Origin of the sequence: Amycolatopsis kentuckyensis (genome assembly GCF_002155975.1) — a bacterium.
In the GTDB taxonomy this organism is placed as follows: Bacteria; Actinomycetota; Actinomycetes; order Mycobacteriales; family Pseudonocardiaceae; genus Amycolatopsis; species Amycolatopsis kentuckyensis.
The window spans coordinates 1-3,830 of record NZ_MUMI01000630.1 but is presented as its reverse complement, the minus strand read 5'-3'; the positions used below and the strand labels follow the sequence as shown (position 1 = coordinate 3,830).

Sequence of the window (3,830 nt, the reverse complement as noted above, 5' to 3'; positions counted from 1 at the left end):
CCGGCCGCTGGTCCCGACGTAGGCAAAAACGGGCATTTCGGACTAACGGTTCAAACCGGCATGGCGGCGTTACCGTTTCGTTATCTGTGACGGCTGCGCAGCGCGTCTCAGCTGGAGAACCGCTTCGCCAGGTCCCGCAGGCGTTCCACCGCGGCGGCCACCTGGTCGCCGGTGATGGCCAGGCCCGCCATCGGGCCACGGCCCAGGTTCTCGATCTGCTCGGCGAAGCGCAGGTACTCCCGGTGGGCGTGCTCCCGGCAGGCGAGGCAGGTGACGCTCTCCGGCCGCGGAGACGACATCGCGTAGGGCACCCGGATCCCGCAGCCGGTGGTGACGACGGCCGGTGCGTCGGTCGCGCGGCCCAGCATCGACGAGATCAGGTTGCGGACCTCGGGCCCCGCTTCCACCACCTTCCGCTCGACGTGGATGTGCGGATCGGTCCCGGTCATCTGTCCCGCGCCTTCGTCGAGGGCATCCCGCCACCAGGCTATCGGCCGGAATGGTTCAGAACCAGCGGCGGACGGCCTCCTCGAAGGAAGCCACGTCCGGATCCCGGTCGCCGGCCCACGCGACGATCCCGTCCGGCCGGACCAGCACCGCGCCGAACCCCAGGTCGTCGCGGGCCGGGCCGGCGACGTGCCGGACCCGGTCTCCCGCCGGGGGCAGCCGGCCGCCGAAGTCGAGCGCGACGCCGCGGCCGTCGTGCAGGAGGTCGGCGAGGCGGGTTCCGTCCGCCAGCACGAAGTCCGGCGCGTTGTGCCCGGCCAGGCCGGACTCGCCGAAGTAGCGCAGCGAGGTCCCCGACGTGCGCTCGAACACGTACGTCGTGCCGTCCCGGGTGGCGAGGAGGTCACCGAGAACCGACCGGGCGGCCCGGGAATGCGGGTCCGGGCGCATCACCGCCACCTGGGCGCGGGACCAGTCGAGCACCCGCGCGCCGACCGGGTGGCGTTCGGCGGTGTAGGTGTCGAGGAGGCCCGCAGGCGCGTTCCCCGCCACCGTCGCCGCGAGCTTCCAGCCAAGGTTCAGCGCGTCGCCGATGCCGAGGTTCAAGCCCTGGCCGCCCAGCGGCGAATGGATGTGCGCCGCGTCGCCGGCCAGCAGGACGCGGCCGCGGCGGTACGTCGTCGCCTGCATCGCGCGGTCGGTGAAGCTGGAAGCCAGGTGGACCTCGCCGAGCGTCACGCCGGTGCCGGACACCTTGCGCAGCACCGACTGGAGGTGCTCGCGCGTCGGCGGCCGGGACCGGTCGTACGCCCCGCCGTCGAAGTCCAGCACACCGAGGTGGCCCGGCTCCGACATCGTCACGTACATGCCCTGCGGGGTCACGGTGAAGCCCCGCCGGAGGAGACCGGGGTCGGCGAGCGTGACCAGCGCGAGGTAGCCGGTCAGCTGCGGCTCGGTGCCCGCGAACTCGAAGCCCGCCAGCCGCCGGACCGTGCTGCGGCCGCCGTCGCAGCCGACCAGCCAGCGGGCCGGGTACTCCTCCGCACCGGCCCGGGCGGTCACCGTCGAGCCGTCCTCGGTCACGGCCGTGACCGGAACGCCGCGGCGGATTTCGACGCCGAGCTCGCCGGCCCGCTCCGCCAGGACCGCCTCCACCGCTTCCAGGCTGGTCATGATGCCGTCGAGCGCCGGGCTGGGGAGCCGGTACGGCAGGCGCGCGAGGTCGACGTCGGCCGGGTCGAGGGGGGTTCCGGCGAAGTGGCCGACCGAGCGGGGCGCGGCTGCCTCGGGCCGTTCGTCCACCCCGGACGCGGCCAGCAGCGCCGGCAGCATTCCGCGGCGGTGGAACGCCTCCACCGAACCGCCCGACAGGCCCCGCAGGCCGAGTGGGAAGCTCCGCCACGGCGAACGCGGCTCCGGCTCCCGTTCGAGCACCAGCACCGTACGGCCCGCGAGGCCGAGTTCGCAGGCGAGGAACAGACCGACCGGGCCGGCCCCCACGATCACCACGTCATGCATGCCAAACCGCTTTCTCGAGGTCTTCACGTGCCCCGAGACTGACCGCCGTCACGCACACGGCGCGCACACCGCGCTCACGGCACCAGGCGGGCCGGATCGGCCGCGGCCACGGCCGATGTGGCGTCCAGCTCCCAGCCTTTCGCGTACGCTGCGGCGAATCCGTCCTCGCCGAGTGCGGCCCGGCCCCGGCCGGTGAGCTCGCGGACCTGCGGATCGGTGTGGTCGTGCGCGCCGCGCAGCCGGGCGGCGGCACCGAGCAGGACGGCCGATTCGCGCGGCCGCCCGAGTGCTCCGGCGAGCGCGGCCGTGTGCACCGTGACCAGCGACAGGATCGGCAGGTCCCGGGCCGCCAGCGCGGCCGCGTACGCCGCGCGCCCGGCCTGGTCCGCGCCGGCCAGGTCGCCCCGGGCCAGGCACAGCGCGGACCGCGCGCCGGCGATCAGCGTACGGGCGTGGTCCGAGGGGAATCCGGTGTCGCCGAGCAGCCGGCGTTCGGCGTCGTCGAGCAGGACGGCGGCTTCGTCCAGCTCGCCGAGGCGCACCCGCAGACCGGCTTCCCAGCCGTCGATCAGCACCGGCAGGTCCGCCGACGAAGCCCGCAGCGCCCGCGCCCGGGTCTCGCCGATGATTTCCAGGGCCCGACCGGGTTCGCCACGCCGGATGTGGAGGTCGAACCAGCGCAGGTCGTTGTAGAGCTGGTCGCCGAGGCTGGGCGCGCCGAATTCGCCCGCCAGTTCCCGGGTTTCCCGCAGGTCGGCCGTCGCGCCGCCGAGGTCGTCGTAACGCCGCAGCTGGGCCCGTATGGGCAGCGTCGCCGCCTGGCCCCACCGGTCGCCGGCCCGCCGGAAGCCGGTCAGGGCCGCCGCCACGTGGACGCGCACCCGGTCGAGCTCGCCCGCGTTCTCGGCGATCTCGGCCTGGAACAGGTGCGCCAGCGCGGACAGCCACTCGTCGTCACCCTCGGCCAGCTGCCGGAAGTGGGCGAGGGCGGTCCCGTCGCCCAGCAGGAAAAGCAGCATCGGGCCGAAGACGCGGTAGTGGCTCGGCAACCCCGGACGCGCCAGCAGCCGTCCGGCCAGCTCGCGCATCTCCGCGCGGTCCGCCGCGGCTTCCCCGGCGGTGATGCCCGACAGGATGTCCGCCCGGTTGAGCAGGTGGGCGGCCCGGGCGCAGTCCCGCTCGGGGGTCGGCTCGCCGGGCACCGCCAAGGCCTCGCCCAGCCAGTAGCCGGCGTCGGAGTCGCGGCCGAACATCTGCCAGTACCAGGTCAGCGCCAGAGCCAGGCCGATCGCGGCGGCGGAGTCGCCGGCGGCGCACACGTGCCGCAGCGAGGCGAGCGCGTTGTCGTACTCGGCGCCGATGGCGGCCATCGCCGCCAGCTGACCGGGCCCGCGCAGCTCGGGGTCGTGGCGGGCGAGCAGCGCGGCGAAGTGGGCGGCGGCCAGGTCGCGGGCCGGGCCGAGCTCACCGGCGTCGGCGAGGCGGTCGATCCCGTACTCGCGGAGGGTTTCGAGCATGCGGTAGCGGCCGGGCGCGAGCTGCAGCAGCGACCGGTCGACGAGGGCGGCCAGCAGTTCGGGGATCGCGTCGGCGGGCACGGCGCCGGCGCAGACGGCGGCGGCCGAAGCGGCCGTGACCCCGCCGGGCAGCACGGAAATCCGGTCCGCGACCGTGCGTTCGCGTTCGTCGAGCAGCTCCCAGCTCCACGCGATGACCGCACGCAGGGTGCGGTGCCGCGGCGGCGCGGTCCGGCTGCCGGTGGTGAGGAGCCGGAACCGGTCGGCGAGCCCGTCGGCCAGGTCGGGCAGCGACAGCGTCCGCAGCCGGGCCGCGGCCTTGGAGCTGGCCGCGGCCCGGCTGCGGAC

General features: G+C 75.1%; 3 protein-coding genes. All 3 read right to left on the bottom strand.

Annotated features, from left to right (window positions below; genetic code table 11):
* Window positions 1-107: 107 nt before the first annotated feature.
* Window positions 108-449, bottom strand: coding sequence for a hypothetical protein (locus tag CCN39_RS44145; protein ID WP_086852717.1), 342 nt, complete (start codon window positions 447-449; stop codon window positions 108-110).
* 55 nt (window positions 450-504) lie between these two features.
* On the bottom strand, window positions 505-1,965 hold the full coding sequence (locus tag CCN39_RS44140; RefSeq protein WP_086852715.1) for an FAD-dependent monooxygenase: 1,461 nt from the start codon (window positions 1,963-1,965) through the stop codon (window positions 505-507).
* A gap of 74 nt (window positions 1,966-2,039) precedes the next feature.
* Window positions 2,040-3,830: ATP-binding protein (locus tag CCN39_RS44135; RefSeq protein WP_434781161.1), on the bottom strand; the 1,791-nt coding region annotated here is incomplete at its 5' end.